3 protein-coding genes are annotated in these 4,216 nt (G+C 46.9%); 1 reads left to right on the forward strand and 2 read right to left on the reverse strand.

The window, feature by feature from the left end:
- On the reverse strand, nucleotides 1-171 hold a 171-nt coding region (locus tag CRG49_RS14140), incomplete at its 3' end, for a helix-turn-helix domain-containing protein (protein WP_157807888.1).
- 110 nt (nucleotides 172-281) lie between these two features.
- Complete coding sequence (locus CRG49_RS12385) at nucleotides 282-1,103, reverse strand: pyruvate, water dikinase regulatory protein (protein ID WP_095502240.1); 822 nt, start codon at nucleotides 1,101-1,103, stop codon at nucleotides 282-284.
- Nucleotides 1,104-1,523: 420 nt separating this feature from the next.
- Here CRG49_RS12385 and ppsA point away from each other — a divergent pair, with 420 nt between their 5' ends.
- Complete coding sequence (ppsA, locus tag CRG49_RS12390) at nucleotides 1,524-3,911, forward strand: phosphoenolpyruvate synthase (protein WP_095502241.1); 2,388 nt, start codon at nucleotides 1,524-1,526, stop codon at nucleotides 3,909-3,911.
- The last annotated feature ends 305 nt before the right edge of the window (nucleotides 3,912-4,216 follow it).

Genomic DNA, 4,216 nt, shown 5'->3' on the forward strand with positions numbered 1-4,216 from the left:
CTGTTGTGCTTTTCGGTAACAGTAGGTTCCGTTGACGGAATGCCGTCTGATTTCCCGACTGACGGTGGCGGGATGACAACCGATGTTCTGTGCGATTTGGTTTAGGGGTAGGTTGCGGTAATGTCTGGAAATGTAGTATCTTTGGTGTGAGGTCAGTTGTGTGTAGGCCATATTGCAATCTTTCTTGTCAGGAAAGGCAGTATACTACCGCATACTGGCCTTTTCTGTTATTGGAAATTGCACTTGTTAGGCGAATGTAAGGGCCTTTTATTATCTATAGATTAGAAACGGCGTTTCAGTTGACAAGCTTGCAAGATGTATACCGCCAATTCTTCTACCGATTTATCGGTGGTATTGGTAAACGGAATACCGTGGCGTTTAAACATCGCTTGCGCATCGGCCACTTCGCTGCGGCAGGTGTTGATTTGCGCATAGGTCGAATTCGGGCGGCGCTCTTGGCGGATGGCTTGCAGGCGCTCCGGTTGGATGGTCAGGCCGAACAATTTGTCTTTGTAAGGTTTCACCATGCGCGGCAAATCGCTCGATTCTAAATCATCGGGAATCAGCGGGTAGTTGGCGGCGCGGATGCCGTATTGCAGTGCAAGATACAGGCAGGTCGGGGTTTTGCCGGAGCGCGATACGCCCATCAAAATCACATCGGCTTCTTGCAGGTTTTTGTCGCTGACGCCGTCGTCGTGATTGAGTGAGAAGTTCACCGCTTCCATACGCGCGTCGTAGCGTTGGGTGTTGCCGATACTGTGGTGGCCTTGCGAGGCCAAAGTGGCTTCGGCGTTTAACTCTTTTTCCAATGCACCTAAGAAGGTTTCAAAGAAATTGATTTGGTAGGCATTGGCGGTTTTAATCATGTTGCGGATTTCATCATTCACCACGCTGACAAAAGCAATCGGGCGTTCGCCGTTGGCTTCGGCATTGGCGTTGACTTTGGCAATCACTTCCTGTGCTTTTTCAACGGTGTTGATGAAAGGGTAGGTGTAGCGTTTGAATTCGAGATTACCGAATTGATTGAGCAGTGCTTCGCCGATGTTTTCAGCGGTCAGGCCGGTGCGGTCGGAAATATAAAAAATATGGCGGGGTTTGGACATACGTTTCTCTCTAATGAATGAAATGTAGCAGATATAAGTTTGATAATAGCAAGAGACGCGGTCGCAATAAAGCGCATCGTTTCAAACTACAAAGAATTACAACAAAATTAAATAAAGTTAAAATACCAATTTTTTATAAGAAAAATCGAAATTTTTGAAATTTTATGCTAATTTAAATGATTAATAGAGGTATCGTAATTTCATTAATTTATCTTAAACCCTATATTTTACAAGGGTGTAAGCTGTTTCGATACATTTCAACTATATTGATTTCATTTCACTACATCGCTGTAGCCCGCAATTTTTCAGACGGCCTTAAGCATTTTTGAAGCATAAAGTACATGACAGGAATAGTTCGAATGTCTTAGAATAAATGAGCAGATTCATTTCTTTTTTAACATAATACGAACTGGATGAAAAATGGCAGCAAACTACGTGATTTGGTTTGAAAACTTACGCATGACCGACGTCGAAAGCGTAGGTGGTAAAAATGCTTCTTTGGGCGAAATGATCAGTCAGTTGACTGAAAAAGGCGTACGCGTACCGGGCGGCTTCGCCACCACGGCCGACGCATACCGTGCTTTCTTGGCACACGAAGGCTTGAGTGAGCGTATCTCTGCTGCATTGGCTAAGCTGGATGTTGAAGATGTGGCCGAGCTGGCGCGCGTGGGTAAAGAAATCCGCCAATGGATTTTGGATACGCCGTTCCCTGAGCAGCTCAATGCCGAAATTGAAGAAGCTTGGAACAAAATGGTTGCCGATGCCGGTACTGCGGATATTTCTGTAGCCGTTCGTTCATCTGCAACTGCAGAAGACTTGCCGGACGCTTCATTTGCCGGTCAGCAAGAAACATATCTGAATATCAATGGTTTGGAAAATGTAAAAGAAGCCATGCACCATGTGTTTGCTTCGCTTTACAACGACCGTGCCATTTCTTACCGCGTACACAAAGGCTTTGAACACGATATCGTGGCCTTGTCTGCCGGTGTACAACGCATGGTGCGTTCAGACAGCGGCTCTTCAGGCGTGATGTTCAGTATCGATACCGAATCGGGTTACGATCAAGTAGTGTTCGTGACTTCGTCTTACGGTTTGGGTGAAAACGTCGTGCAAGGCGCGGTAAACCCTGATGAATTCTATGTATTCAAACCAACTTTGAAACAAGGCAAACCGGCGATTTTGCGTAAGACCATGGGTTCTAAGCAAATCAAGATGATTTTCACCGATAAAGCCGAAGCCGGTAAATCTGTGACCAACATTGACGTGCCGGAAGAAGACCGCAACCGCTTCTCGATTACCGATGAAGAAGTGACCGAGTTGGCACACTACGCATTGACCATTGAGAAACACTACGGCCGTCCGATGGACATCGAATGGGGTCGTGACGGTGTTGACGGCAAACTGTATATCTTGCAAGCCCGTCCGGAAACTGTTAAATCTCAAGAAGACAGCACCCGCAGTCTGCGTCGATACACCATCAACGGCGACAAACAAGTCTTGGCTGAAGGTCGCGCGATTGGCCAAAAAGTCGGCCAAGGTAAAGTGCGCTTGGTGAAAGATTCTTCGCAAATGGAAAGCGTGGAAGCCGGTGACGTATTGGTTACCGATATGACCGACCCGGATTGGGAACCAGTGATGAAGCGCGCTTCTGCGATTGTGACCAACCGTGGCGGCCGTACTTGTCACGCCGCGATTATTGCGCGTGAATTGGGTATTCCTGCGGTAGTAGGTTGCGGCAACGCTACCGAATTGCTGCAAGAAGGCCAAGAAGTGACCGTATCTTGTGCCGAAGGCGACACCGGTTTGATTTATGCCGGTTTGCTGGATGTGAACGTAACCGACGTGGCGTTGGACAATATGCCGAAAGCGCCGGTAAAAGTGATGATGAACGTCGGCAATCCTGAATTGGCGTTCAGCTTTTCCAGCCTGCCGAGCGATGGAATTGGTTTGGCGCGCATGGAATTCATCATTAACCGCCAAATCGGTATCCACCCGCAAGCCTTGCTCGAATTTGACAGCCAAGATGACGAATTGAAAGCCGAAATCAGCCGCCGCATTGCCGGTTACGCTTCTCCGGTTGATTTCTACGTGGATAAAATCGCCGAAGGCGTGGCCACATTGGCTGCTTCGGTTTACCCACGCAAAACCATCGTGCGTATGTCCGATTTCAAATCTAACGAGTATGCCGGTTTGGTCGGCGGTGAAAAATACGAGCCGCACGAAGAAAACCCAATGCTTGGCTTCCGTGGTGCCGCACGTTATGTGTCGGAAGATTTTGCCGAATGTTTCGCACTGGAATGTAAAGCACTGAAACGCGTTCGCGATGAGATGGGTTTGACCAACGTTGAAATCATGATTCCGTTTGTGCGTACATTGAGCGAAGCCGAAGCTGTGATTAAAGCCTTGAAAGAAAACGGCTTAGAGCGCGGTAAAAATGGTCTGCGTTTGATCATGATGTGCGAAGTGCCAAGCAACGCATTGTTGGCCGAACAATTCCTGCAATACTTCGACGGCTTCTCAATCGGTTCGAATGACATGACCCAATTGACCTTGGGTGTTGACCGCGACAGCGGCGGCCCGATTGCTGCAACCTTCGACGAACGTAACCCTGCCGTGAAAGTGATGCTGCACTTGGCGATTTCTGCTTGTCGCAAGCAAAACAAATACGTCGGCATTTGTGGCCAAGGTCCGTCAGATCATCCTGATTTCGCCAAATGGTTGGTTGAAGAAGGCATCGAAAGTGTGTCTTTGAATCCGGATACTGTGATTGAAACTTGGTTGTATTTGGCCAATGAATTGAACAAGTAAGGCCGTCTGAAAAGATTAGCCTAAACGATTAACCGCCCTGTGAATACAGGGCGGTTTTTTGTGGCTTGGGATGGAATAGCTGTAAGTTTCAGACGGCCTGGTTTATATTTGATAAGCGGTTTTAAAGTAAGTTATCCCGTTATCATTTTAATAAATCGATTTGCGCTGGGTGGAAATCGCCTTAATCAATGATATAAAAAAAATAGGGGCTTAGGAAGCAAAATCATCAAAAAACCTGATAAGCTCCTAATATGAAACTAAAAAATAAGTATCAAAAGTTCAGCAAAATTTCAGAGCAAAAGTTT

Source organism: Neisseria sp. N95_16, from assembly GCF_002551535.2.
Classification (GTDB): Bacteria; Pseudomonadota; Gammaproteobacteria; order Burkholderiales; family Neisseriaceae; genus Neisseria; species Neisseria brasiliensis.